Source organism: Sphingopyxis sp. RIFCSPHIGHO2_12_FULL_65_19, from assembly GCF_001830555.1.
Lineage (GTDB): Bacteria > Pseudomonadota > Alphaproteobacteria > Sphingomonadales > Sphingomonadaceae > Sphingopyxis.
Genome location: NZ_MIAM01000048.1, coordinates 1 through 25,044, shown reverse-complemented (window position 1 = coordinate 25,044; position 25,044 = coordinate 1). Strand labels below are relative to the sequence as shown.

The window sequence follows — 25,044 nt, the reverse complement described above, 5'->3', positions numbered from 1 at the left end:
GTCGGTCGTCTGGGCGTGCGCGGCGAACAGCAGTTCGTCGCCTTCCTTGAACTTGAATTCGGCCCACTGGCCTTCTGCGACATGGCCGCGCTGGGCACGGATCCAGCCGCGTTTCGACAGGATGACGGTCACCGGCTCCTTCTCGATCATCGCGTCGAGCGGGATTTCGCGCGTCGGCGCGGCTTCGGCGATCGTCGTGCGGCGGGCGCCGAGCAGGGTTTCGAGCCCATAGACCGCGCGCAGTTTTTCGAGGTCTTTGCGCAGCCGCGTCTTCTGCCGCGCCGGGCTTTCCACCAGTTTGGCAAGCTCCTCGCGTTCGGCGGTGAGGTCGGCCTGCTCGCGCTTCAGCTCCATTTCCTCGAGCTTGCGGAGCGAGCGCAGGCGCATGTTCAGGATCGCCTCGGCCTGGCGGTCGGTCAGGATGAATTCGGCGATCATCACGGGCTTCGGCTCATCTTCGGTGCGGATAATCTCGATGATCCGGTCGAGGTTGAGGAACGCGATGATATAGCCTGCGACCAGTTCGAGCCGGTCGTCGATCTTGGCGATCCGATGCTGCGCGCGGCGGACGAGCACGACGATCTGGTGCGTGAGCCATTCGGTGAGCAGCTGGTGCAGCCCCATCACCTTCGGCGTGCGCGTCGCATCGAGCACGTTGAGGTTCAGCGCGAAGCGGCTTTCGAGGTCGGTCAGGCGGTAGAGGCTGTCTTTCAGCACATCGGGATCGACGTTGCGGCTCTTGGGTTCGAGGACGATGCGCAAATCCTCGGCGCTTTCGTCGCGGACATCCTCGAGGATCGGCAATTTCTTGTCGGCGATCAGCTGGGCGATCTGTTCGATCAGCTTTCCCTTGGCGACGCCATAGGGGATTTCGCTGATGACGAGCTGCCAGGTGCCGCCGGGCAGCTTTTCGATGCCGCCTTCCTCCCAGCTGCCACCCTCCAGTCGGCCGGTGGAGAAGCGCGCGCGGACGCGAAAGCCGCCGCGGCCGGTTTCATAAGCGTGGGCGATCGTCTCCGGGCTGTCGACGACGATGCCGCCGGTCGGGAAATCGGGGCCTTTGACATGTTCGAGCAGTTCGGACAGTTCGGCGCGCGGGTTTTCGATCAGCACCAGCGCCGCGTCGATCACCTCGGCGGCATTGTGCGGCGGGATGTTCGTCGCCATGCCCACCGCGATCCCGCTCGCGCCGTTGGCGAGCAGGTTGGGGAACAGCCCCGGCATGATTTCGGGCTCTTCATCCTCGCCATTATAGGTCGGCTTGAAATCGACGGTGCCTTCGTCGAGTCCCTGCATCAGGTCGACGGCGACGCGGGTCAGCCGCGCCTCGGTATAGCGGTACGCAGCGGCGTTATCGCCATCGATATTGCCGAAATTGCCCTGGCCGTCGACGAGCGGGTAGCGCAGCGAGAAGTCCTGCGCGAGCCGGACCATCGCGTCATAGACCGCGACATCGCCGTGCGGGTGGAATTTGCCGATGACGTCGCCGACAACGCGCGCCGATTTCTTGTAACCCTGCGACGGATCGAGCCGCATCGCGCGCATCGCCCACAGCAGGCGGCGGTGCACGGGCTTCAACCCGTCGCGCAGGTCGGGCAGCGAACGCGCGGTAATCGTCGACAGCGCGTAGACGAGGTAGCGTTCGGACAGCGCGCTGTCGAACGGGGTATCGATCATGCCGGGGACGGGTTCGGAGGGAGGAAGATCGTCGTTGGTTGTCGCCATTGCGCAGAGCCGATAGCAAGGCTGGCGCGCCAAGGCAAAGGCTTGCGTTGACGCGGCGCGACACTAGCTTGGGGTTTCCATCCGGGGAGGGGCGATATTTTGAACGAAACCACTGGCGTCGTTCGCAAAAGCATCTGGTCGCGAGCCAGGGAGATGGCCGAGCAGGCACCGCCCGAACGCAATCGCTATGTCGATTTCCTGCGCGCGCTGTCGATCCTGGCGGTTGTGATCGGCCACTGGCTGGTCGCGGCGCCCTATATGAAGGACGGCGCGGTCGAGGGCGGGCATCTGCTTGGCATATTGCCATGGACACAGTGGCTGACCTGGGGGTTCCAGGTCATGCCTCTGTTCTTCCTCGTCGGCGGCTTCTCCAACGGCATGTCGTGGGCAGCGACGTTGCGCAAGGGCGGCTCTTACCAGGGCTGGTACAGCGGGCGGCTCCAGCGGCTGATCAACCCGGTGCTGCCCTTGTTCCTGATCTGGACGCTGGTCGCGATGTTCGGCACGCTGGCGGGAGTCGAGCGTGGGGTGGTTGCCATGGCGGCGCAGCTGGCGCTGATTCCAGTGTGGTTCCTGTCGGTCTATCTGATGGTCGCGGCGGTAGTGCCGCTGACCTGGAAGGCGTGGACGCGCTGGGGTTTCGCGTCCTTCTGGACGCTGGTCGCAGGCGCGGCGGCGATCGACGTCGCGGCGCTGCGTTTTGGCATCCCCTATGTGAATTTCCTCAATTTTGCATTCGTCTGGCTGGCGATCCACCAGCTCGGTTTCGCGTGGAGCGAGGGGCGTCTGCCGCCGCGCACGGCGTTTTTGTGGGGGCTGGGCGGACTGGCCGCGCTCGGTCTGCTTGTCGGCCTTGGGCCGTATCCGGTCGCCATGATCGGGGTGCCGGGGGCTGGCCTCAGTAATTCGATGCCGCCGACGCTCGCGCTGCTCGCGCTCGGTATCGCGCAGGCGGGCTTTGCGCTCGCCCTCGAGCCGGCGGGACGACGGATGCTGGACAATATCCGCGTCTGGACCGCCGTCGTGCTTGTCAACGGCATGATTATGACGATCTACCTCTGGCACCTCACCGCCTTTGTGCTGGTGATGGTCGCGGCGTGGCTGCTCGGCGGAATCGGATTGGACGTGCAGCCCGGCACGGCGGCGTGGTGGCTTGCGCGGCCGGTCTGGTTCGCGCTGTATATCGCTGCGCTGTTGCCGCTGATCATGCTCTTTGCGCGCCACGAACGCGCGAGTGGCAGCGACCGGGAGGTGCCGCACTGGCGCCTGATTGTCGGGCTGCTGCTGATCTGCGCAGGCCTTGGCGCCACCGCGGCGATCAGCATCGCGAGTCCGCTGGGCGTGACGGGAGTGCGCCTGTGGCTTGTCGCCTTGCCCTTCGTCGGCGCCGCGATCGCGCAGTTCGGCCCCGTCCACCGGCTGACGCGTGCGTGACCGCGCCAGACGAGGATATTCTCGCCGTCCTTGGGGCCTGGCCCTAGCCCGTCCGCCGTGCAAGGTAGACGCCGGCGACCATCAGCGCGATCCCCGCGACGCGTTTCAGGTCGATCGCCGAACGCAGCGCGCCGAACAGGCCGAAATGGTCGATCGTCGCGGCGCTGATCAACTGGCCGACGAGGACGAAGAAGATCGCGTTACCGACCCCGAATTTAGGTGCGATAAAGGTTACCGCGATCACGTAAAAAGCGACAAACAGCCCGCCGAAATAAAAGTGGGCGGGAATGTCCGAGGTGAAGCGAATCTGGCCGACCGACCCCGTCATCAAGGCGCCCGCCGCCGCGATCAGGAAAGCAAGGCCGAAGAGGATCATCGACGCCGCCATCGGAGCGCCGAGGCGAGCGCCGAGGCCACCGTTCAGGGCGGCGAGGATGGGGATGCCGACGCCGGTCAGGAACATGATCGTGGCAAAAGCGGGGGCGGCGTTGTTCGCGGTCATCGTTCGGGCTCCTTCACGGGTTGCGCGGCACGATAGTCGAGGACGGGCAGCCCGCCGATGCCCCAATTTTCCAGATCGACCTCGTCGATATTGACCACGGTCGTCGCCGGATTTTTGCCCAGCACATTGTGAAGCAATTCGGTAACGCCGCCGATCAGCGCGGCTTTCTGTTCCGCCGTCGCGCCTTCGCGGGTGATGCGGATATTGACATAGGGCATCATGCGCCTCCTTCGGCCGGCCAGCCCGGCATGGCAGGGAAATCGGGCAGCGCCGCGATCCGCCGTGTCCAGTCGCGGATCGCGGGCCATTGTTCAAGGTCGATCCCGCCGTCGGGGGCAAGCGCAAGATAGGGGCTGGCGGCCAGGTCGGCGATGGTGAGCCGGTCGCCGACCAGCCAGTCGCGCGCGGCCAGATGCGCCTCGACAATTGGCAGGATGCGGTCGGTCACGGCCTGCGCGCGCGCGGTATCGACCGACCAGCCGAACAGCCGTTCGGCGCGCAGCAGTGCGGGGCCGTTGAAAATCTCGTTCGCCGAATGCGACAACCAGACCATGATCGCGCCGCGCTCTTCCGGCGAGTGCCCGTCCCATTCGCCGGGGCGATGCCGCGCGGCCAGAAAGGCAAGAATCGCCTGACTGTCGCGCAAGACAAAATCGTCTTCGACATAGGCGGGTATCTGCGCCATTGGGTTGATCGCGCGAAACGCGTCGCTTTGCCGGGCCGCGGCGTCGGTCGCCCGTTCGTCCCAAGCGAAGCCAAGGAAGGCGAGCGCCATCCGCACCTTGTGCGCGTTACCCGACATTTCAGAAGCATAGAGGCGGATCATCGTCGGTTTCCTTCGCTGTTTTTCGGCTGGTCCGGTCGAGCGCGAAGCGCCGCGACTTCGGCACGCAGCTGGTTGATTTCAGCTGCCATCGGGCGGACCGCGGCGGAAATCTCCGCCTCGGTAAAGCGCGGGGTAATATGCTGCGAGCAATTCCATTCCCAGCCGATGACGTCGATGAAAAAGGCGCGCTCGGGGGTCGCGCGATATCCTTCGGGCATCAGCGCGGTGACCGCGGCGGGATCGTCGGCAAGTTCGACACTCACCGCATGGCCGACGAGTTTCAGCCGGTCGCGGTTCGGATAGTCCATCAGGAACAGCGAGACTCGATCGTTGTCCGCGAGGTTGGCGGTGCTGATATATTGCCGGTTGCCGCGATAATCGGCGAAGCCGATGCGATTGCCGGCAATGTGGCGCAGGAAACCCGCCGGGCCGCCGCGATGCTGCATATAAGGCCAGCCATCGGCGTTGACGCTCGCCATGTAAAAGCTGTCGCGGAGGGCGATATAATCGAGTTCCTTCGCCGTCAGCGCATCGGGGGTGCCATCGGCGCCCGCGTCGAGCTTCGCATAGGAGGCCCGCGAGCCGTGGCGAAGCTGGAGCGCCTTCACCGCATCGTTGAACATCGTGTGCCGGTAATTCTGCGCCATCGGGTGGACCTTTGCGAAAGGGGCGGGTGAGGGCCGGGAGGGGCGAGGTCTCCACCCGCAATGCAGAGATAGGCCGTTGCGATTTTGATGATAATAAGGGAATACCGAACAAGTTAATTCCGAAAAATGGAATAATTATGGATCGTTTGCTGACGCTGGAGATGTTCGTCGCGGTGGCGAGCGAGGGCGGTTTCGCGGCGGCGGCGCGCAAGCTGGGCAGCTCGCCGCCCGCAGTGACGCGCGGCATCGCTGCGCTCGAAGCACGGCTCGGCATCAGCCTGTTCCATCGTTCGACGCGCGCGGTCGCGCTGACCGACGCCGGGGCGGCCTTCCTCGACCAAGCGCGGCGCATCCTTGCCGAACTGGCGGGTGCCGAGCGCGAACTGCGCGGGGCGGCGGCCGAACCGCGGGGCCAGCTTCACCTGACCGCCCCGGTGATGTTCGGACGATTGCATGTGCTGCCCGTCGTCGGCGATTTGATGGCGCAGCACCGTGAGCTGACCGTCAGGATGATGCTGATCGACCGCAATGTCCGCATCGTCGAGGAAGGGATTGATGCCGCGGTGCGCATCGGCCCGCTGGCCGATTCGGCACTGACGGCGGTGCGAATCGGCGCGGTGCGGCAGATGCTCGTCGCCAGCCCGGCCTATCTGGCCCGGCGCGGTGCGCCGACGACGATCGCCGACCTGGCGGGGCATGATCTGATTGGAACGATGGGGCCGCGCTGGGCGAACGAATGGCAGTTCGCGCGCCGACGGTGGCGGCTCGACGCGCCGCCGCGGCTTGTCATCAACACCGTCGACGGGGTGCTCGCCGCGGCCGAAGCGGGGCTGGGGATCGCCAATTTGCTGAGCTACCAGCTCGCTGAGGCCGTCGATGCGGGGCGATTGATCTCGCTGTTGGCGGAGGAGCAGCCACCCGCGTTGCCGGTGCACCTGCTGTTTGAACCGTCGCGCGCGGGATTGCCCGCGGTACGGCTGTTTATCGACGCGATGAAGATAAGATTACGGATGGCGGGACTGGCGAATTGGTGATGCGGCGCGCGTCCGCCGTTGGCCGCAACCGCTCAGAACTGATAGGCGAGCCCGCCGCCGAAGACCCACTGGTCGGCGCTGCCGACGTCGGCGACGATCGGGGATTTTGCGAAGCGCGAGGTGATGCGGCCATATTGCGCACCGCCGATCAGCGTGAATCCCTTGCGAAGATCGCCCGACAGGGCGTAGGCGCCCGCGACGCCGAGCGTATATTTCCCCGCGGTCGCCTTGCGTCCGGCGGCGTCATAGACCGGCAGGCCGCTCGCCGCGCTGTCGGCGGCGTCGATGTCGTAATAATAGCGGCCGAAGCCTTTGCCATAGAAATTGACCGACGCCGACACGCCCAGATAGGCACGCTTTGACAGAGGGGTGCCGTAGTCGATCGTGGGCGAAGCGGTCCAGCTGCCGTGGCGGCCCGAAATATCCTTGGACGCCGACAGGCGAACGCCCAGCTGGTCATATTGGCTGGTGATCACGCCGGTGCGGGTGACACCGGCGAAGAGCCCCATTTCGACTGCCACCTTGCGCTTGCCGAGCGCCGCGACCTGGGGATCGTCGATCTTTCCGGTGCGGTCGCCGCGCAGGCTGATCGTCGGGCCGAGCTTGAAATCGGTCCTTTGCCCGCGGCGCTGGCGGATCAGGTCGATCTGGAAATTGGTGCCACGCGTCGAAAAGGAAAAGCCGCTTACGCGGCCGCGAAAATAAAAGGCGGGCAGCGTCCGGCGATCGTCGGACCCATTATATTTGGGGTTGTTGAGCACCCCCGCAGCAACCGCGAAATAATCGCGTGACCATTTGCGATCGGGATCGTCGTCCTGCGGCCGCGCGGGGGGCAGGATGATATTTTCGTCGATGTCGCTGTTCTGGAGATAATGGACAGACGAGTCTTCGGTTCCCGGTTCCAGCTGCGGCGCCAGCGCCGCGCCCGCATTGCCGGCGAGATCATAGGGCAGCGTCGCCTCCTCTTCGGCGGCGGCGGCCGGGACGGCGAAGGCGCCGGCAATCAGGGCGAGCGCAGGGATCGAACGCAAACGGGCGGTACGGAACAAAATCAAATAATCGGGCATGAATGTCCGTATCCTTGTTGTCTTGCCCCTCTGATCGGGGGTGTAAGTGATTGACCCGCCATTGCAACGGCTTCGTCTTGCCGACGGCTGCATTTGGCCGCATGTGTCTTTCATGCACCAACGCGCCGTCGCCGCTTTCATATTCCCCCGCTGCGCCATTGGTTCCGCGCGATGAGCCGGGTGCCCCGCCTGATCGGCTATGCGCTGATGGCCGCGGCAGCGATTGTTGCGGTTCTGATGAAGAAAGACGGCGTCGCCAGCGTCGGTCCGCTGCCCGCCGTCGCGGTCGCGCTGTTCCTTGGCATGGTGGGGGTCATGCTGGTGTTCACCGACATGATGGTGCGCGGCCTCTATGCGCAGGTCGACGCGGCACGGACCGCGGGCGACGGCGATGCGCAGGGCGATGACGGCGATTGAGGTGCGCGCGCTGCTGACCGGCGGATCGCCTTTTCGTTCGACACCCCATGCGGTTACCAGTATGACGGCGCGATGACCGATCGTCCGTCAACACCGCTGCTCGACACGGTGGATGTCCCCGCCGACCTCCGCAAGCTGAAGCCCGAAGACCTCCGCCAGTTTGCCGACGAACTGCGCACCGAAATGATCTCTGCCGTCGGCACGACGGGCGGGCATCTGGGGTCGGGACTCGGCGTCGTCGAGCTGACGACCGCGCTCCATTATGTGTTCGATACCCCGCGCGACAAGATTGTGTGGGACGTCGGCCATCAATGTTATCCGCACAAGATCATCACCGGACGCCGCGACCGCATCCGCACGCTGCGCACCGGCGGCGGGCTGTCGGGCTTCACCAAGCGCAGCGAAAGCGAATATGATCCGTTCGGCGCCGCGCACAGCTCGACCTCGATCAGTGCCGCACTGGGTTTCGCGATCGCAAACAAGCTGACCGGCGAGCCCGGGCGCGCGATCGCGGTGATCGGCGACGGGTCGATGTCGGCGGGCATGGCCTATGAGGCGATGAACAATGCCGCCGCGGCGGGCAACCGGCTGATCGTCATTTTGAACGACAATGACATGTCGATCGCGCCCCCGGTGGGCGGATTGTCGGCGTATCTTGCCAAGCTGGTATCGTCGCGGCCCTTCATCGAACTGCGCGAAATCGCGCGGCGTGTCGCGCGCAAATTGCCCGAACCGCTGCACAAGGCGGCAAAAAAGACCGACGAATATGCGCGCGGCATGGCGATGGGCGGGACATTGTTCGAGGAACTCGGCTTTTATTATGTCGGACCGATCGACGGGCATAATCTGGAGCATCTGATCCCTGTGCTCGAAAATGTGCGCGACAGCGACCATGGTCCGGTGCTGATCCATGCCGTCACCGTGAAGGGCAAGGGCTATGCCCCCGCCGAGGCCGCCGCCGACAAATATCATGGCGTCCAGAAATTCGACGTCATCACCGGCGAACAGGCCAAGGCGCCGCCCGGCCCGCCCGCGTATCAGAATGTGTTCGGCGAGACGCTTGCGAAGCTGGCCGACACCGACCCACGCATCGTCGCGATCACCGCGGCGATGCCGTCGGGAACCGGGGTCGACCGTTTTGCCAAGGCGCACCCGACGCGCAGCTTCGACGTCGGGATCGCCGAACAACATGCGGTGACCTTTGCCGCGGGATTGGCGGCGCAGGGGATGCGGCCGTTCTGCGCCATCTATTCGACCTTCCTTCAGCGCGCTTACGACCAGGTCGTCCATGACGTGGCGATCCAGAATTTGCCGGTGCGGTTCGCGATCGACCGCGCCGGGCTGGTCGGTGCGGACGGATCGACCCATGCGGGATCGTTCGACGTCACTTACCTGGCGACGCTGCCCAATTTTGTCGTGATGGCGGCGGCCGACGAGGCCGAACTGGTCCATATGACTTACACCGCCGCCGAATATGACGATGGACCGATCGCGTTCCGCTACCCGCGCGGCAATGGCACCGGGGTGGCGTTGCCCGACGTTCCCCAGAAGCTGGAGATCGGCAAGGGGCGCGTCGTGAGGAGCGGCAAGACGGTCGCGATCCTGTCGCTGGGCACACGGCTCGCCGAGGCGTTGAAAGCTGCCGACACGCTGGAGGCGCGCGGGCTGTCGACGAGCGTGATCGACCTGCGCTTCGCCAAACCGCTCGACGAGGAACTGATCCGCAAGACGCTCGCGGGGCATGAAGTCTGCGTGACGATCGAGGAGAATAGCGTTGGCGGGCTGGGCGCGCATGTGCTGACGCTCGCGAGCGACGAGGGGCTGATCGACGCGGGGCTGAAGCTGCGCACGATGCGCCTGCCCGACGTTTTTCAGGACCAGAACAAGCCCGAACTGCAATATGACGAAGCGGGGCTGAACGCGCCGCAGATCGTCGATTGCGTGCTGAAAGCGCTGCGCCACAATAGCGCCGGGGTCGAGGAAGCGGGCGCGCGGGCTTGAGCGGGGCGAAGTGATCGAGAGCGGTTCGCTCCCGTGAGACGATCGACGACCATGCTTCTTTGGCTGGGCATCGCGGCCGTGACGCTGTTTGGCGGGCCCCAGTTTCTTTTTTCGCTGCAACGTGACCTCGTCCCGGTGGCGCAGTTCATTTTGTTCGCGCTGCTGGTCGTTATTGTAACCGCAAGTTTTGACCGACAGGGCGGCAACATGAAGGGTTGCATGACCGTCTTGGCGCTTCTCTACGGGCCTCTAGCGGCCGTCGCGATGCTGTTGCTTGATCATTTGGCTGCTTATCAATTTCTCGACCCGATCCTGGGCTGGGCGGGAGCGTTTCGCTTGCCGGTGATGCTTGCGGGCGTTGTTGGCGTTGCAGCGCTCTTTGTCGCCGGACGCCGGCGGATGCGTAGGGTCAAGCGCTGGCGCGCTTGGCAATTGATCGAGATCGCGTCGATATCGTTGTTGACGGCCCTTTTCGCCGGACTATTTGGCTTGGCGTGGATAGGGATTGGCACGGGGCTCCGCGGGGCAGGATTGTAAGTAGCGCCAACCGCTTTGCGGACTTTCGCTGATCGCCGAGTGGAATTGCGACAAAGGGGGCGGGCCAATGGATTTCCTGAAACTCATCCAATCGCTCGACGAGCTGCTCTATGAGATCATGTCGTGGCTGATCTTTTATCCGGTCACCTTGTGGCGGACGCTGACCAAGCCGCTGACGATGATGACCTATTCGGAAACCGAACTCGGCGATCCGGCGGCGCGGCAATATACCGATACGCTGTCACCGCCGCTGTTCCTGCTGCTGACCGTGGCACTGACCCATGCCGCCGAACTGTCGATCGTCGGGCAGGACGAGCTGATCACGGGGAAGACCGGGCTGAGCGCCTTTGTCAGCGATGACAGCAGCCTGATATTGGTGCGCGTGGCGTTTTTCAGCATTTTCCCGCTGATCATGGCGGCGCGGATGGTGCGCGCGCGGCATGTGAAGCTCGACCGCGCGCCGCTCAAGCCGCCCTTTTACAGCCAATGCTATGTCACCGCGCCCTTCGCCATGATGGTCAGCGGCGCCTCGATCCTGATGCGGATGGACGGCGTCTGGGCGGTGGCGGGGTTGGCGCTGTTGATCTTTGCGCTGCTGTGGTTCGGCACCTTGCAGATCTTGTGGTTCGCGCACCATTTGCGCACCGGCTATTGGCGAGCTGCCGGTCATGCCTCGCGCGCGATGGTCGAGGCGCTGTTGCTGTTCACAATCGTGTCGCAGCTTTTCCGCTGATCGCGCAACAGAAAACGGCCCGGGGCTGCCGGGCCGTGTTTCGATATCGATAGCGCGGGATCAGGCGCCGGGGATCGCCGCCTGCGCGTCGCGGCCGTCGCCTTCGGGGGCGGCGAGGATGTCACGGACGACGAGGCCCTTGTCGACGACCTGCGTGTCGGGGCTGCCGACCTGGCTGCGGATGCCGGGGTCGGCGCGGGCACCGTCGGCGCTGCCGATGATCTGCGTTTCGCCGGGGCTACGCGCCGACGGGCCACCGAAAAGCGCGCGCAGCGTCTGTTCGGCGGTCGATTCGCCGCCGGGACGCGCGGTGCCGGGCGCGGGCGGAGTCAGCGCATAATCGGGCGGCACGACGAGCGGTGCCTGACGCGACACCATCATTTCGTCGGGGCGGTCGCGGCTGAACAGGCTGTTCGACCCGCAGGCCGACAGGGTCGTGGCAATCATCGAGGCGGCCAGGATGGCGGTGGTCCGGTTCACTTTGCAATATACTCCTATACGCCCCGTTTATTCGGCAGACGGCTTGCCGTCCGTGGTTGCCGCCTTTTCGCCCAAGAGCAGCGCGCGCGCAACCAGCAAAAGCACGCCGAGCGTGATGCACGCATCGGCGACGTTGAAGATCATGAAGGGGCGGAAATCGCCGAAATGCAGGTCGGCAAAGTCGACCACATAGCCGAAACGGACGCGGTCGACGATGTTGCCGAGCGCGCCGCCGAGGATCATCGCGAGCGCGATCACGTCGCCCTTCGCCTGTTCGCGCGTCATCCAGATGGCGACCGCAGCGGCGACCAGCCCCGTCACCGCGACGAGCGTCCAGCGCGTCGTGTCGGTGCAGCTGGCGAACATCGACAGCGAAATGCCGCAATTTTCGGCCCAGGTCAGGTTGAAGAAGGACACGACCTCAATCTGTCCCTTGGGTTCGAGCGACAGCGGCACCGTGATGACCCATTTGGTGACCTGGTCGAGGATGAAGGCGAGGGCCGCAAAGATCAGGCCAAAGCGCAGGTGCGGGGAACGGGTGCTGCTCATGCCGCGGTCAATACCGTGTCGCAGCGATTGCACAAGGCGCCGTCCTCGACGACTTCGGGGAGGTGGCGCCAGCAGCGGCCGCATTTGTGGTTTTCGGTGCGCTTTACGTCCCACTCGCCTTGATGGACGGTCGAGGTGATGAAGATTTCCTCGAAATCGACATCGCCGGCTTCGTTGGGGAGCCAGACTTCGGCTTCGAGGCTGGAGCGGATGATCTTCTCGCGCCGCAGCGGTTCGATGCGTTCGGTGACGAGCGCACGAGTTTCGCGGATGAGGGTCCATTTGTCGGTCAGCACCTTATCCCCGCGAAGGCCGGGACCCATCTCCGGTGGGTTCGAGGTTGAACCGGCAGGCGATGGACCCCGGCCTTCGCCGGGGTGCAGCAAGGTTTCGAGATTGGGCCATTCGAGGAGGTGAACCGAACCCGCATCGGGATAGCGCGTGCCCCACACCTCTTCGCTGGTGAACACCAGCACCGGCGCCGCGTAGCGGACGAGGGCGTGGAACAGGATGTCGAGCACGCTGCGGTACGCGCGGCGGGTGTCGGTGCCGAGCGGGGCGGCGGGGCCGAGGTCGCAGTAGAGGACGTCCTTGCGGATATCGAAATAGAAGGCCGACAGATCCTCGTTGCAGAAATCGGCGAGCAGGCGGGTGTAGCTGTTGTAATCGAAATCATCGACCGCGCGCGCGAGCTTGGCGTCGAGGTCGGCGAGCAGGCTGAGCATGTAACGCTCCAGCTCGGGCATCGCCGAAACGTCAGTGATGCGTTCGTCCTCGCTGAACCCGTCAAGCGCGCCGAGCAGATAGCGGAAGGTGTTGCGCAGCTTGCGATACTGGTCGGCGACGCCCGTCAGGATTTCCTTGCCGATGCGGTGGTCTTCGGTGAAGTCGACCGACAGCGCCCACAGGCGGAGGATGTCGGCGCCATAGTCGCGCATCAGGTCGATCGGGCTGATCGTGTTGCCGAGCGACTTCGACATTTTGAAGCCCTTGGAATCCATCGTGAAGCCGTGCGTCAGCACCGCCTTGTACGGCGCCTGTCCGCGCGTACCGCAGCTTTCGAGCAACGACGACTGGAACCAGCCGCGATGCTGGTCGCTGCCTTCGAGATAGAGGTCGGCGCTGTGGGTGCCGCCGTCGTGGCGGACGAGCGCGGGCCATTTACCGCTTTCGAGCACGAAGGCGTGGGTGCAGCCCGAATCGAACCAGACGTCGAGAATGTCGACGATGCGTTCGTAATCGGCGGCGTCATAGGCGTCGCCGAGATATTCCTGCGCGCGCGCGTCGCTCCATGCGTCGACGCCGCCCGCCTTCACTGCCGCGACGATGCGGTCGTTGACGGCCGGGTCGTTGAGATACTGCCCGGTCTTGCGATCGATGAAGAGGGTGATCGGCACACCCCAAGCGCGCTGGCGCGACAGCACCCAGTCGGGGCGGTCCTTGACCATCGATCCGATGCGGTTGCGGCCCTTTTCGGGGACGAAGCGGGTGCGGTCGATCGCGTGCATCGCGGCCTGCCGCAGCGTCGGCGCGGCGCACAGATCCTCCTCGGCGGGGTTGATCGCGCCGCCTTCGCTTTCCCAACGCTGCTCGCGCGGCGCCTTGGGCTCGATATGCGTCATCACCCGGTCCATCGGCACGAACCATTGCGGGGTGCAGCGATAGATGACCTTGGCCTTCGAGCGCCAGCTGTGCGGATAGCTGTGCTTATAGTCGGCCGACGCCGCGAGGAGGCCACCGGCGTCGCGCAGGTCGGTGCAGATCGGGCCGTCGGGGGCGTTGAACTTGGGGTTGATGACCGAGCCTTGGCCGCCGAGCCAGCCCCAGTCTTCGCGATATTTGCCGTCGCCTTCGACCGCGAACACGGGGTCGATGCCGTTCGCCTTGCACAGGTCGAAGTCGTCCTCGCCATGGTCGGGCGACATATGGACGAAGCCGGTGCCGCTGTCGGCGGTGACAAAGTCACCGGCCAGCATCGGGCGCGGGCGCGCGAAGAAGCCGCCGAGATGGTGCATCGGGTGGCGAAGCTCGACCCCGGCAAAGTCCGAGCCGCGATAGAGACCGGCGCCGACATTCCATTTGCCGCTGGTTCCGGAGAGCTCGCCCAGGCGCTGCATGACCGAAGCGGCGAGGTCGCGCGCGACGAAGAAATCTACGCGCTGCGTGGCGCCGGTGTCATCGGTCCAGCTGTAATCGATCAGGATGTATTGCAGGTCGGGATTGTACGCGACGGCCTGATTGACCGGGATGGTCCAGGGCGTGGTGGTCCAGATCAACAGCTTTTGTCCGGGGACGACCGCGCCATTGCCTTTGGTCACCTCGAACGCGACATCGATCTGGGTCGAGACGATGTCCTCATATTCGATCTCGGCCTCGGCGAGCGCGGTCTTTTCGACCGGCGACCACATCACCGGCTTGGCGCCGCGATAGAGCATGTCGTTGGCGGCGAATTTCAGCAGTTCGCGGACGATGGTGGCCTCGGCCTCATAATCCATCGTCAGATACGGATGGTCCCAGTCGCCGCCGATGCCGAGGCGCTTGAGCTGTTCGCGCTGGGTGTCGACCCAATGCTGCGCATAGGCGCGGCATTCGGCGCGGAATTCCTCGACCGGAACCTCGTCCTTGTTCAGCTTTTTCTTGCGATACTGCTCTTCGACCTTCCACTCGATGGGCAGACCGTGGCAGTCCCAGCCGGGGACGTAAGGCGCGTCCTTGCCCTTCAGCGTCTGGGTGCGGACGACCATGTCCTTGAGGATATGGTTGAGCGCATGGCCGATGTGCATGTCACCATTGGCATAGGGCGGGCCGTCGTGGAGGATGAACTGCTCGCGGCCTTTGCGGCTGGCGCGAATCTGCCCCTCGAGATTGCCTTCGAGCCATTTGGCAAGAATCAGCGGCTCCTTCTGCGGCAGGCCGGCCTTCATCGGGAAGTCGGTCTTGGGCAGGAAGACGGTGTCGCGGTAGTCGCGCTGTTCGGCGGGGGCGGGCGTGTCGGTCATGGGCGGGCGCTTAGCGCAGATTCGCGTGGGAGCAAACCATAGGAATGTCGCGCCGTGCCGCTGGACCCCGGCTTTCGCCGGGGAACGTTTCAGACATCGGCCAATAGTTGCCGCGCCCGGTCGCAATCGACCGCGATCTGCGCCATCAGCGCGTCCATGCCGTCATATTTCGCCTCGGGCCGGATGAAGGCGTGGAAGGCGATGTCGATTTCCTGGCCGTAAAGATCTTCGGCAAAGTCGAAGAAATGCGGTTCGAGCAGTTCCTTGGGTGGGTCGAAGCTGGGGCGGATGCCGAGGTTTGCCGCGCCCTTGAGCACGCGACCGTCGGGAAGCCGTCCGGTGACGGCATAGATGCCGTAAAGCGGGCGCAGATATTGCCCCATTTCGAGGTTCGCGGTCGGGAAGCCCAGGAGGCGGCCGTTCTTGTCGCCGTGCTGGACGATATTGCGCACGGTGAAAGGGCGGGTGAGCAGGCGCGTCGCGGCGGCGCAGTCACCCGCCTGCAAGGCTTGGCGGACGCGGCTTGACGAGACCACCTCCTCGGCATCGTCGACGGGGGCGACCATTTCGGTGAAGAAGCCGAGGCGGCGGGCATGGTCGGCGAGGGTGACGACGTTGCCGCCGCGGCCCTTGCCAAAGACGAAATCGGCGCCGGTGACGACCCCCGCGGCGCCGTAGCGATCGAGCAACAGCCCGGTGATGAAATCCTCCGCCGTCGTCCCCGCGAGCGCCCCGTCGAACGGCAGCACGAGCATCGCGTCGGCGCCCGCGTCGGCGAACAATTCCTGCCGCTGGTCGAGCGTGGTCAGGCGGAAGGGCGGAAGGTCCGGTTTGAAAAAGCGCACCGGATGCGGGTCGAAGGTCGCGACGATCGCGGGGCGGCCCTCGTCGCGCGCATGGCGGACGGCGCGGCCGACCACCGCCTGGTGCCCGGCGTGGAAGCCGTCGAAATTGCCGAGCGCGATCACGCCGCCGCGCAGGCCATCGGGGATGCGGGCGTGGCCGTCGAGGCGGATCATGGGACCACCTCGTTCCACGCCTTTTTGCGCGCGTTAAGAGTTTGGCTTGAGGGCAATGCATGGGTGTGTCCCCGCGAAGGCGGGGACCCATCTCTGACCGGCTCCAACTCACATCGGTCGGAGATGGACCCCCGCCTTCGCGGGGGAACTGGATCTTTCAAAGAAAGGCGGTTCAACATCATGGCGTGGGTGGCGTGAGCGGGACCAGCCCCGCTTTCAGCACACGGATCGCGTTGCCGCCCATCGCGGCGCGGATTTCGTCGTCGGAAAAGCCCGCGTCGATCAGTGCCTGCGTCACCTGCACCAGCTTCGACGTGTCGAAGCGCACCGTGGTGGCGCCGTCATAATCGCTGCCGAGCGCGACATGCTCGATACCGACGAGGTCGCGGACATGCGTCATCGCCTTGGCGATGCTGGCGGGCGAGGTGTCGCAGACCGCGGCGTCCCAATAGCCGATGCCGATCAGGCCGCCGGTCGCGGCGACGCCCCGGATCTGCTCGTCACTGAGGTTGCGGTTGACCTTGCACGTCGCCTGCACCCCGCCGTGGCTGGAGACGACGGGGCGGCGCGCCATTTTGAGGATGTCGGCGACGCAGGCGCTGGAGCAATGCGCAATGTCGACGATCATGCCCTTGGCTTCCATCGCCTCGACGACCTGCCGGCCGGTGGGTGTGAGCCCGCCCTTTTTCAGGCCGTGCATCGATCCCGCCAGATCATTGTCGAAGAAATGGGTGAGGCCCGCCATGCGGAAGCCCGCGGCGTAGAGCTTGTCGAGGTTAGCGAGCTTGCCTTCGAGCGGGTGCAGGCCTTCAAGGCTGAGCAACGCGCCGACTGGCGCCGGCGTTCGGTCCAGCGCAGGCTTCGCGGCGGACCGTTCCAGCAGGAGTACGTCGATCTCTTCGGGACGGGTCACTCCGGTGAGCTTGCCGTCCGAAGCCGCCACCGCGCGGTGCAGCTTTTCAGCATGCCACAAAGAGCGTTCGAGCAGCGAGTTCCAAGTCCGCACCGGCTGGAGCTGGGCGATCACGAGGCTGGTGATATTGTCGGTGTCGGCGCCATTGGCGTCGTAATTCTGGCCTTTGGGCGATTTGGTCGTGCTCGCGAGGATTTGCAGGGCGACGTTTCCGTCCTCGAGCCGGGGAAGGTCCATATGGCCGCGGTCGGCGCGATCGAGGATGCTGCGCTTCCAGAGCAGGCTGTCGCTGTGGAGGTCGACGATCGTCAGCGTCCGGTGCAGCGCCTGTGCGCGGGCGCTGACCTGCGGCAGCGGCTTGCCGTCGATCTTGTTGAGGTCCCTTTCGATCAGGCCGGGCGCGAGGGTGAAGAAGGCCGCCGCGGCGAGCGCCAGCAGGATGAGGATGCTGAAAACCCAGCGACGCATCGGCCTATTTCCTTGTGAGCGTGACGAAGCTGTAAGCCGGGCGGCCGGCATCGTCGGCGGGATGATCCTCGCGCGCGGCCTCGTGCCAGTCGGCGGTGAGCGGATAGTCGATGATCGCGTCGCCCGCAGGTTCCAGCGCGACTTCGGTCAGCTCAATACGGTCGGCGAGCGGCAGGAAGAGGCGATAGATTTCGGCGCCGCCGATCACCATCACATGCGGCGCGTTGGCAAGCTTCAACGCCTCTTCAATCGTCGCCACGGGTTCGGCGCCTTCGTCCTGCCAGTCGGGATCGCGCGTCAGGACGATATGGCGGCGGCCTTCGAGCACCGCGGGCAGGCTGTCGAAGGTCTTGCGTCCCATGATCATCGGGCGCCCCATCGTGATCTGCTTGAAGCGGCGGAGGTCGGCGGGGAGGTGCCAGGGCATCTTGCCACCTGCGCCGATCACGCCATTGGCGGCGCGCGCAAGGACCAAAGTGATTTCGGGATGGTTCATGCGGGGCTGGCTCCGACCCAGGTGGCATGGCCCAGCTTGCGGCCGTCGCGGACCTCGGCCTTGCCATAATGATGGACGTGGCACGCGGGGTCGGCGAGCAGGTCCGGCACGGTTTCGATCCCGCCGCCGATGAGGTTGTGCATGACAACCGGCAGCGCCGCGGTCGCGGTGCTGCCCAGCGGCAGGCCGGCGACGGCGCGAATGTGATTTTCAAACTGGCTGACCACCGCGCCTTCGATCGTCCAATGGCCGCTGTTGTGGACGCGCGGCGCCATCTCGTTGAAGACGGGGCCGTCTGCGGTGGCGAAGAATTCGCCGGTGAGGACGCCGACATAGTCAAGTGCGTCGGCAATCTTTGCCATCAGTGCGCGCGCTTCGTCCTGCTGCTCGAGCACGGCTTGCGGCGGCGGCAGGGTCGATGTGGCGAGGATGCCGCCGTGGTGGACATTGACGGGCGAGTCCCAGAAACGGACTTCGCCGTCGATGCCGCGGACCAGCAGCACCGAAAATTCATGGTCGAAGGTGACAAAGCCTTCGAGCACCGCGGCACGGCGGTCGATGCCATCCCACGCGGCGTCGGCGGCGGCGGCGGCGGTGAGGCGCGCCTGTCCCTTGCCGTCATAGCCCATGCGCACCGTCTTGAGGATCGCCGGGGTCCCGATTTCTGCGAGCGCGGTGTCGAGCGCAGCGCGGTCGGGCACCGCAGCAAAGGGAGCAGGCCGACCGCCCAGCCCGGCAACAAAACTTTTTTCGGCGAGGCGGTCCTGCGCGATTTCAAGGCCGCGGGCGCCCGGTCGCACCGCGACATGCCCCGACAGGAAGCGCACGGTATCGACCGGCACATTTTCAAATTCAAAGGTGACGACGTCGCACGTCGCGGCAAAGGCGGCGAGACGCGGCTCGTCGTCCCATGCAGCCTGGCTGTGGTGGGCCGTCACCTCGGCCGCGACGCTTGTCGCGTCGGGGGCATAGACATGAACCTTGTAGCCGAGCTGCGCTGCCGCGAGGCCAAGCATCCGGCCAAGCTGGCCGCCGCCGAGGATGCCGATTGTCGAACCGGGTGGCAGCAAGGCGGTCAGCCCTCGCGAACCGGGACGGGGGCGACGCTGTTCGTCTGCGTTTCGCGCCACGCGTCTAGTTTTTGCGCCAGATCGGGGTCGCAGGTGGCGAGCAGCGCGGCGGCGAACAGGCCGGCGTTGGTCGCGCCCGCCTTGCCGATCGCGAAGGTCGCGACCGGAATGCCGCCGGGCATCTGGACGATCGAATAGAGGCTGTCGACGCCGCTGAGCGCCGCCGACTGGACGGGCACCCCGAGCACCGGGATGCGCGTCATCGACGCGACCATGCCGGGCAGGTGCGCGGCGCCGCCCGCGCCCGCGATGATGGCTTTCAACCCGCGTTCGGCGGCGCTTTTCGCATAATCGACGAGGCGATCCGGGGTGCGGTGCGCCGACACGATCTGGACGTCGTGCGCGATGCCCAATTGTTCGAGGATCTGGACCGCGTGCGCCATGGTCGGCCAGTCCGACTGGCTGCCCATGATGACCCCGACTTGCGGCGCGTTCTCGCCCATCACCCATCCCTCCTGCGGGCCGCGATGAATCGCCGCCGCCCTCCCACTAGAGCCTGTCTTGTCGAGATGGAAGCATCGAGATCGCGTTTGGGGGGCTGCTGGCAAGGAACGGAGAGCCGCCGAACAATTGATGTCGATCGCGTTTACCGATTGGTATCAAGTCGCGGCTAGGGTTGCCGCACTTAGATCCGTCGGCGCTCGGCCGAGGGAGGGTAGGGCGCGCCGGGGACTAGGCATGGATAGCGTAGGGGGGGCACGGATCGCAGTCGACCAGTTCGGCGCCGTATCCGTTGACTCCATCGAGGACCAGCTGCGTGACATACGCCGGGAACGCGACGCGTTGCGCCGCGAAAACCGCGTATTGAAGATCGCCGTCGCCGAGCTTGAACGCGTATCCGAGCGCGATACGCTGACGCCCTTGTTCAACCGCCGCTATTTCCTGACCGCGATCCATCACCGCATGGCCCGCTTTGAACGCCACGCCGAACGCGCCGCGGTGGTCTTTGTCGACGTCAACCAGCTCAAATATATCAACGACAGCTTTGGTCATGCGGCGGGGGATTTTGCGCTGCTGGAAATCGCCAAGCGGCTCGCCGCGTCGATCCGCGCCACCGACGTCGCGGCGCGCATCGGCGGCGACGAATTCGGCCTGATCCTGGACCAGTCGAGCGAAGACGGCGCGCGGGCCCAGGTCACCCGGCTGTGCAACGTGCTGACCGCCGCACCCGCGCATTATGACGGGCATGAAATTGCGCTGTCGGCCTGTTTCGGTATCGCCATGCTCCAGACCGGGATGACCGAATCCGACATATTGGCGGCCGCCGACCGCGACATGTATCGCAGCAAGCAGCGGCTGGGCGGCCTTCCCGGCCACCGCTAACGCGGCGTTAACCAAAAAAGCGCATCCTTCGCCTGACGACAGGGGGGTAAGATGCGAAACCAGACCGACCCATATCTCGACATCCAGAACCGGATTACCGGCCAGATCGGCGCGCTGGCCGAAGCCTTGCCGCACTGCGCGCTCGCGCAGATCGTCCAGGGCATCGACGACATTCGCTGCCTCGCGCGCGACAATGGCTTTGCCGCGGTCGAGACACTGGCGAGCCGCCTGGAATCCGCGGTTGCCGGGGGTGGGTATCGCGCCGCCATCCTGACCTATCTCGATGCGATGAGCGACGCTGCGAGCGCCCCGCGCGGGCCGTTGCCTGCCGCCGCACACGAGGCTTGGCTGGCGTCGGTGGCGATGCGGCTGGGGCATTGACCGCCCTGCGCTGACAATCCACACGATATTCCATGGATGCAATCATGCTTGCGCTGGTGGCCGTGCTGCTCGCCAATGCCGACGGGCGCAGCGGGATCGCGCTGTCCCGGCTGATCAGCGCGCGCCGCGATCGGCGCGTCACCGTGGCGATTGCGTTCGGTGCCTTCATCGTCAACGCGGTGATCGCCGCTGTCGCAGGCGCAATCGCGAATGGCATGATCGGGCAGGGGGTGGCGGCATTGCTCGTCGCGCTCGCGCTGCTGTCGGCGGCGACCGCGCTGCTGTGGCGGGTGACGTTCCTGTCCGATGTTGGGGCCGACGACGCGCCGCCGGTTTTGCTGGCAGGGCGGATGCTCGCCGCGCAATTCGGCGATCGCAGCCATTTTCTGATCGGCGCGCTCGCCGCGACGAGCGGCGCGGGGCAGTGGGCCGCCGCGGGTGGGCTGGTCGGCTGGACGCTGGCGATGTTGCCCTTCCTTGCCTTTGGCCCGGCGTTGGCCGAACGACGCACGGCGCGGATCATCCGCTGGTCCGGCGCCGTTATCCTGGCGCTGTGGGGAATCCGCACGGCGCTCGGTGCCTTCGGACTGATCGGCTAGTTGCCGATATTTATCAGGTCTTATCGTTTTTATCGATGAAGCTTAGCCAAAGCTTCAATGGGAAAGCACCGGCCCCATCCGCTATATCGGGAGGACCAAAGAAAGGATGCTCCCATGTCCAAGAACACCGATAATGCTCCCGCCGTAGCCGACGCGCTCAACGCGTTGCTCGCCGACAGTTTTGCCCTCTACCTCAAGACAAAAAATTATCACTGGCACGTCCAGGGACCGCAGTTTCGCGAACTGCATCTTCTGTTCGACGAACAGGCGGCGCAGATTTTCGCGACCACCGACCTGATCGCCGAGCGGGTACGCAAAAATGGCGCGCAGACGCTGCGCTCCATCGGCGACATCAGTCGCCGCGCCTCGATCCGCGATGACGACAACGCGAACGTCGGGGCCGAAGCGATGATCCGCGCGCTTGCCGACGATAACAAGGTGCTGCTCGGCCAGCTCAAGGATGTGAAGGCCGCAGCCGAAGCCGATGGCGACATCGCGACAAGCGGGCTGGTCGACGGTTGGGCCGATGAGACCGAGCAGCGCATCTGGTTTCTGGAGGCGACGCTGGGATATTGAACGACGGGGCCGGTCGCTCCCTGTCGCGAAGCAATGGCGAGGTCGCCCGCCAAAGCGCTGACCGAGGGGCGGCGAGTTGAACGAACCGCCCCGCCACCCTCGGCTCGCGGTGGTCCCGCACCCCATCGCCGCGCGGTGGGGTGGGTTTGCGGCTGCGTCCCATCGCTGACCGGTGATGCAGCGCCCAGGGCCGACAACATGATCCCTACAAAATGTAAATTGCAAATGACTCGCAATAACATATAAGCCCACCAGCACCGCATCGAGGCGTGTGCTGGAAAGGGATTTGATGTACGCCTTCGTCGACCGGCCGGTGAAAAGCCTCTGCAATGGCGGGCGATTTCTGCTTTGGGCGATGCGCGGCTGGGTTGCGGCTGCCGAACGCGGGCAATGCCCGCCGCAACGGCTGCATCGGGGATTCGTCGCCGTGAATGCGGCGGGCGCACTGGCCGACTTCCATATCGCGATGGCGCTGCTCGGCGGCGATGCGGCCCGAACGCTGCTGCTGGCGCCGATGCCGTGCCTCCAGATTTCAGAGGATGAAGCAATTCTGCTTGGACTCTGGCGCGACTTTTCGCTTGAGAACGCCGCCAATGCCCGCGCGACGCTGGCCTTGCTTGCCAAAGACGACAGCGTCGGCCCGATCGCGAAAGCGATGGGCGCAGCGACGCGCCGGCTGGTCGCGGCGGGATTCGATATGTCGGCCCTCGCGGCCGGCACCATGACGCATCAGGAAAGTCCAAAGTGATGAGTGACCGTATTGCCGAAGCCGCTAAGCTGGCTCCCTCCGCCTCGTTGACGGTCGAAGAAGTGCGTTCGGTGCGCCACTGGAACGAGCATCTGTTCAGCTTTACCATCACCCGTCCGCCGAGCTTTCGGTTCCGGTCGGGCGAATTTGTGATGATCGGCCTGCCAGGCGAAGGGCGCCCGCTGCTGCGCGCTTATTCGATCGCCAGCCCGGCTTATGCCGACGAGCTGGAATTTCTGTCGATCAAGGTGCCCGACGGTCCGCTGACCTCGCGGCTTCAGAAGATCCAGCCCGGCGATCCGGTCTATCTGGGCCGCAAGCCGACGGGGACGTTGGTGGCCGACGCGCTGCTGCCGGGGCAGCGGTTGTTCCTGCTCTCGACCGGCACCGGGCTTGCGCCCTTCCTCAGCCTGGCACGCGACCCCGACATCTATGAACGGTTCAGCCAGATCCAGCTCGTCCATTGCGTGCGCCAGGTCAGCGACCTCGCCTTTCGCGACGAGCTCGAAAGCCAGCTGGCGGGCGATCCGCTGGTGCAGGACCAGGCGCTGCTGCAATTTCATTACCTGCCGACGGTGACGCGCGAGCCCTTCCGCACCGAAGGCCGCATCGACGCGCTGATCGAAAGCGGGGGCCTGTTCGGCCACCCGCTGACCGGCCCGGCGCATTTCGACCCCGCGACCGACCGCATCATGATGTGCGGCAGCATGGCGATGATCCGCGACCTTGAGGCGCGCTTCGAGGCGCTGGGCTTCACGGAAGGATCGAACGCGGCGCCCGGCGACTTCGTGATCGAGCGGGCGTTCGTGGGTTGAACCTGTCCTCCCCCTTGACGGGGGAGGCAGCGTGACATCGCTTCGCGACAAGGCTCGATATCCTTCTCCCAACGAGGGTGAAGGAATGTCAGTCGGCGTAAGCTTTCACCAGGTCGAACATATAATCGCGCCCGACATAGACCGAGCGCACTTCCATGCGTTCGTTGAGGCCATGCGCGCCATTGCCGTCGGGGTCGCCCCACATGCCGGGAATGCCATAGGTCGGGATGCCCACCGCGCCCAGGAAGGTCGCGTCGGTATAGCCATTCGCCATCGACGGGATGACCTTCAGGCCCGGCCAATATTTGTCGACGAGCGTCTGCATCGGCCCGATGATCTTTGGATCGAGCGGCGGGGCAGGCGGGGCGGGCCGCTTGGGTGGCAGCTGGGTGATAGCGACGCCGGGGTCGCCGATCACCTTTGCCAGTTCAGCCTTGATCGATTCGATGCTGTGCCCCGGAAAGATACGGCAATTGATATTCGCCCCCGCGCGCTGTGGCAGCGCGTTCGCGGCATGACCGCCATCGAGCAGCGTCGCGACGCAGGTCGTGCGAAGGTTGCTGTGCAGGAACGGGTCCTTGTTGACGATCGCCTCGGCCGTCTTGTCGGCCATGTTGTTGGCGAGGGCGACCATCGCCTTGCCCGTTTCGTCGCCGCGTGCGGCGCCCGCTTCGGCGAAGAACCGCCGGGTCGTGTCGGTCATCTCGGTCGGAAAGCGATGCTCCTCGACCCGGGTTACGGCGCGCGCGAGCTGATAGATGGCATTGTCGGGCACCGGCGCCGAGCTGTGGCCGCCGGGGTTTCTGGTCTCCAGCCGGAAGTTGGCGAAAGTCTTTTCGCCGACCTGCACCGACTGGCCGATGACGTTGCCCTTGCCATCGCTGTCGCCGCCGCCGCCTTCGTTGAGGGCAAATTCGGCGTCGATCAGATCGCGCTCGTTCGCCGCCAGCCATTCGACGCCGTTGAACGCGCCGTTGGTTTCCTCGCCGCAGGTCAGCGCCATCTTGACGGTGCGGCTGGGTTTATACCCCTGTTGCTGAAACCGGATCAACGTGTCGACCCAGACCGCGGCCTGCGATTTGATATCGGCGGTGCCGCGCCCGTAAAAATAACCATTTTCTTCGACCATCACGAACGGGTCGCGCTCCCAATCCTCGCGCTTCGCCTCGACGACGTCGATGTGCGCGATCAGCAGGATGGGTTTCGCCGTTTTCGACGTGCCGGGATAGACGGCGACGAGGCCGCCCTCTTTGGGTTTGTCAGGGACGGCAAACAGCGTCAGCTGATCGTCCTTTAATCCCGCCGCCTTCAACCGTGCCGCCATGCGCTCGGCCGCGAGGGTGCAACTCCCCGACGACAGCGTCGTGTTCGTTTCGACCAGCTCCTTGTAGATTTCGCGAAAGGCGAGCTGGTCGGGACGGGGGACCGCCTCGGCGGCGATTGCGGGCGTTGCAAACAATATGGCGGACGTCAGCAGCGCGGTCAGTCTTGTCATCGATTTCTCCCCTGTCCGGGGTTGAACGGAGCAGAAAGGCGCGGCCGCCGCAAGCCCGCCATGCGCGCGCCTCTTGCGTCGCGCCGGGCTTTCGCGCAATCGGGGCGAAGGGAGAGGACCAAGCGTGACG

Annotated in this window: 27 protein-coding genes; 12 read left to right on the top strand and 15 right to left on the bottom strand. The window is 65.1% G+C overall.

Going from position 1 to position 25,044, the window contains the following annotated elements:
• A partial coding sequence (parC, locus tag A3E77_RS13375) for a DNA topoisomerase IV subunit A (protein ID WP_293646744.1) occupies positions 1-1,725 on the bottom strand: 1,725 nt, incomplete at its 3' end.
• Positions 1,726-1,824: 99 nt separating this feature from the next.
• On the opposite strand from parC, the gene A3E77_RS13370 reads away from it, so the two are divergent.
• On the top strand, positions 1,825-3,159 hold the full coding sequence (locus A3E77_RS13370) for an acyltransferase family protein (protein ID WP_293646742.1): 1,335 nt from the start codon (positions 1,825-1,827) through the stop codon (positions 3,157-3,159).
• A gap of 43 nt (positions 3,160-3,202) precedes the next feature.
• Here A3E77_RS13370 and A3E77_RS13365 read toward each other — a convergent pair whose 3' ends face one another.
• From A3E77_RS13365 to A3E77_RS13350, 4 genes are read right to left on the bottom strand one after another with little or no spacing between them, the layout of a single operon-like run.
• On the bottom strand, positions 3,203-3,661 hold the full coding sequence (locus tag A3E77_RS13365) for a DMT family transporter (protein ID WP_293646740.1): 459 nt from the start codon (positions 3,659-3,661) through the stop codon (positions 3,203-3,205).
• Positions 3,658-3,879, bottom strand: coding sequence for a tautomerase family protein (locus A3E77_RS13360; protein WP_293646738.1), 222 nt, complete (start codon positions 3,877-3,879; stop codon positions 3,658-3,660). Before A3E77_RS13360 ends, A3E77_RS13365 begins: the two co-directional genes overlap by 4 nt.
• Entirely contained in the window at positions 3,879-4,487 is a 609-nt protein-coding gene (locus A3E77_RS13355) for a glutathione S-transferase family protein (RefSeq protein ID WP_293646736.1), read from the bottom strand. Before A3E77_RS13355 ends, A3E77_RS13360 begins: the two co-directional genes overlap by 1 nt.
• On the bottom strand, positions 4,484-5,134 hold the full coding sequence (locus A3E77_RS13350) for a pyridoxamine 5'-phosphate oxidase family protein (protein ID WP_293646734.1): 651 nt from the start codon (positions 5,132-5,134) through the stop codon (positions 4,484-4,486). Before A3E77_RS13350 ends, A3E77_RS13355 begins: the two co-directional genes overlap by 4 nt.
• Positions 5,135-5,271: 137 nt before the next feature.
• On the opposite strand from A3E77_RS13350, the gene A3E77_RS13345 reads away from it, so the two are divergent.
• Positions 5,272-6,168, top strand: coding sequence for a LysR family transcriptional regulator (locus A3E77_RS13345; RefSeq protein ID WP_293646732.1), 897 nt, complete (start codon positions 5,272-5,274; stop codon positions 6,166-6,168).
• Positions 6,169-6,200: 32 nt separating this feature from the next.
• Here the strand turns inward: A3E77_RS13345 and A3E77_RS13340 are convergent, their stop codons facing one another.
• Entirely contained in the window at positions 6,201-7,235 is a 1,035-nt protein-coding gene (locus tag A3E77_RS13340) for a MipA/OmpV family protein (protein WP_293646730.1), read from the bottom strand.
• Between the two features lie 171 nt (positions 7,236-7,406).
• On the opposite strand from A3E77_RS13340, the gene A3E77_RS13335 reads away from it, so the two are divergent.
• The 4 genes from A3E77_RS13335 to A3E77_RS13320 all read left to right on the top strand — a co-directional run bounded on the left by A3E77_RS13335 (position 7,407) and on the right by A3E77_RS13320 (position 10,923).
• On the top strand, positions 7,407-7,652 hold the full coding sequence (locus tag A3E77_RS13335) for a hypothetical protein (RefSeq protein WP_293646728.1): 246 nt from the start codon (positions 7,407-7,409) through the stop codon (positions 7,650-7,652).
• Between the two features lie 72 nt (positions 7,653-7,724).
• Entirely contained in the window at positions 7,725-9,653 is a 1,929-nt protein-coding gene (gene dxs, locus A3E77_RS13330) for a 1-deoxy-D-xylulose-5-phosphate synthase (RefSeq protein ID WP_293646726.1), read from the top strand.
• A 51-nt stretch (positions 9,654-9,704) separates the two neighbouring features.
• On the top strand, positions 9,705-10,190 hold the full coding sequence (locus A3E77_RS13325; RefSeq protein ID WP_293646724.1) for a hypothetical protein: 486 nt from the start codon (positions 9,705-9,707) through the stop codon (positions 10,188-10,190).
• Positions 10,191-10,257: 67 nt separating this feature from the next.
• Positions 10,258-10,923 (top strand): hypothetical protein, encoded by a 666-nt coding sequence (locus A3E77_RS13320; protein WP_293646722.1) that lies wholly within the window; start codon positions 10,258-10,260, stop codon positions 10,921-10,923.
• Between the two features lie 60 nt (positions 10,924-10,983).
• On the opposite strand, the gene A3E77_RS13315 is transcribed toward A3E77_RS13320, so the two are convergent.
• From A3E77_RS13315 to purE, 8 genes are all read right to left on the bottom strand, one after another.
• Complete coding sequence (locus tag A3E77_RS13315) at positions 10,984-11,403, bottom strand: DUF3035 domain-containing protein (protein ID WP_293646720.1); 420 nt, start codon at positions 11,401-11,403, stop codon at positions 10,984-10,986.
• Between the two features lie 27 nt (positions 11,404-11,430).
• On the bottom strand, positions 11,431-11,952 hold the full coding sequence (gene lspA / locus A3E77_RS13310; protein ID WP_293646718.1) for a signal peptidase II: 522 nt from the start codon (positions 11,950-11,952) through the stop codon (positions 11,431-11,433).
• Positions 11,949-14,951 carry an isoleucine--tRNA ligase gene (ileS, locus tag A3E77_RS13305; RefSeq protein ID WP_293646716.1) on the bottom strand — a complete coding sequence of 1,001 codons (3,003 nt, stop codon included), beginning with the start codon at positions 14,949-14,951 and terminating at the stop codon, positions 11,949-11,951. Before ileS ends, lspA begins: the two co-directional genes overlap by 4 nt.
• A gap of 89 nt (positions 14,952-15,040) precedes the next feature.
• Positions 15,041-15,970 carry a bifunctional riboflavin kinase/FAD synthetase gene (locus tag A3E77_RS13300; RefSeq protein WP_293646714.1) on the bottom strand — a complete coding sequence of 310 codons (930 nt, stop codon included), beginning with the start codon at positions 15,968-15,970 and terminating at the stop codon, positions 15,041-15,043.
• 178 nt (positions 15,971-16,148) lie between these two features.
• Positions 16,149-17,351, bottom strand: a complete 1,203-nt coding sequence (locus A3E77_RS13295; RefSeq protein WP_293646712.1) for a dipeptidase — start codon at positions 17,349-17,351, stop codon at positions 16,149-16,151.
• A 4-nt stretch (positions 17,352-17,355) separates the two neighbouring features.
• A complete protein-coding gene (locus tag A3E77_RS13290) occupies positions 17,356-17,847 on the bottom strand; it encodes a dihydrofolate reductase (RefSeq protein WP_293646710.1) in 492 nt (163 codons plus the stop codon).
• A complete protein-coding gene (locus A3E77_RS13285) occupies positions 17,844-18,917 on the bottom strand; it encodes a 5-(carboxyamino)imidazole ribonucleotide synthase (RefSeq protein WP_293646708.1) in 1,074 nt (357 codons plus the stop codon). The genes A3E77_RS13290 and A3E77_RS13285 overlap by 4 nt, the downstream gene beginning before the upstream one ends.
• Before the next feature lie 5 nt (positions 18,918-18,922).
• On the bottom strand, positions 18,923-19,420 hold the full coding sequence (gene purE, locus A3E77_RS13280; protein WP_293646706.1) for a 5-(carboxyamino)imidazole ribonucleotide mutase: 498 nt from the start codon (positions 19,418-19,420) through the stop codon (positions 18,923-18,925).
• Between the two features lie 235 nt (positions 19,421-19,655).
• Here purE and A3E77_RS13275 point away from each other — a divergent pair, with 235 nt between their 5' ends.
• From A3E77_RS13275 to A3E77_RS13250, 6 genes are all read left to right on the top strand, one after another.
• Entirely contained in the window at positions 19,656-20,300 is a 645-nt protein-coding gene (locus tag A3E77_RS13275) for a GGDEF domain-containing protein (protein ID WP_293646704.1), read from the top strand.
• 51 nt (positions 20,301-20,351) lie between these two features.
• Complete coding sequence (locus A3E77_RS13270; protein WP_293646702.1) at positions 20,352-20,681, top strand: hypothetical protein; 330 nt, start codon at positions 20,352-20,354, stop codon at positions 20,679-20,681.
• Positions 20,682-20,713: 32 nt separating this feature from the next.
• On the top strand, positions 20,714-21,280 hold the full coding sequence (locus tag A3E77_RS13265; RefSeq protein ID WP_293646700.1) for a TMEM165/GDT1 family protein: 567 nt from the start codon (positions 20,714-20,716) through the stop codon (positions 21,278-21,280).
• 114 nt (positions 21,281-21,394) lie between these two features.
• On the top strand, positions 21,395-21,856 hold the full coding sequence (locus A3E77_RS13260) for a Dps family protein (RefSeq protein ID WP_293646698.1): 462 nt from the start codon (positions 21,395-21,397) through the stop codon (positions 21,854-21,856).
• Between the two features lie 466 nt (positions 21,857-22,322).
• Positions 22,323-22,604 carry a hypothetical protein gene (locus A3E77_RS13255; protein ID WP_293646696.1) on the top strand — a complete coding sequence of 94 codons (282 nt, stop codon included), beginning with the start codon at positions 22,323-22,325 and terminating at the stop codon, positions 22,602-22,604.
• Entirely contained in the window at positions 22,604-23,419 is an 816-nt protein-coding gene (locus A3E77_RS13250; protein ID WP_293646694.1) for a ferredoxin--NADP reductase, read from the top strand. The genes A3E77_RS13255 and A3E77_RS13250 overlap by 1 nt, the downstream gene beginning before the upstream one ends.
• An 88-nt stretch (positions 23,420-23,507) precedes the next feature.
• On the opposite strand, the gene A3E77_RS13245 is transcribed toward A3E77_RS13250, so the two are convergent.
• A complete protein-coding gene (locus A3E77_RS13245; protein WP_293646692.1) occupies positions 23,508-24,914 on the bottom strand; it encodes a M20/M25/M40 family metallo-hydrolase in 1,407 nt (468 codons plus the stop codon).
• Positions 24,915-25,044: the final 130 nt, after the last annotated feature.